General features: G+C 64.7%; 1 protein-coding gene. It reads right to left on the bottom strand.

Annotation, left to right across the window (positions count from 1 at the left end; all coding sequences use genetic code 11):
- Nucleotides 1–21 precede the first annotated feature (21 nt).
- Nucleotides 22–558, bottom strand: coding sequence for a DUF177 domain-containing protein (locus BVI061214_RS00240; RefSeq protein ID WP_053766885.1), 537 nt, complete (start codon nt 556–558; stop codon nt 22–24).
- Nucleotides 559–607: the final 49 nt, after the last annotated feature.

Consider the following 607-nt stretch of genomic DNA (forward strand, 5'->3'; position numbering starts at 1 on the left):
CCTGGTAGTATAGCAGAAGCCCTAGAGTTCGGGAAGGAGGTCTTTAAGACCCAGGAAGGGGTGGTGGGCCTCCACCTCGTGGCCGCAGTCCACCAGGTTGCGGTCCGCCCCGCACACCGGGCAGAGGCCCTTGCACCCCTCCTCGCAGAGGACGGTGAAGGGCATCTCGCTCACAAAGGCCTCGGTGAGGAAGGGGAGGAGGTCCAGGTCCGGCTCTCCGAAGGCGTAGTACTCGTCCTCGGCCTCCTCGTGGAAGACCACCTCTTTAAGCCCCGGCTCGTAGCGGAGCATGTGCTGGAAGTGGGCGTGGATGGGGGTAGGGGTGGGCTTGAGGCAGCGGCGGCACTCCATGAGGACCACCCCCTCCACCTCGCCGGAGAGCCAGTACTCGTGCCCCCCCACCGAGGAGACGCTCACCTTCCAAAGGGCCTCGCCCTGGAGGGGAAAGCGCTCCTCGCCCACGTGGAACGCTTCCTGCACTGCGCCGGAAGCGCGGGCTACGCCTCCTTCCTTCAGGAGGCGGGCTAGGGTGATGCTGGCCACCTCGCGGTAATCCATCCTTCCAAGTATAGCGCAACCTTGCCCCTTTTCCTAGGGCATAAACTTC

The sequence above is a fragment of the Thermus aquaticus genome (genome assembly GCF_001280255.1).
GTDB lineage: Bacteria > Deinococcota > Deinococci > Deinococcales > Thermaceae > Thermus > Thermus aquaticus.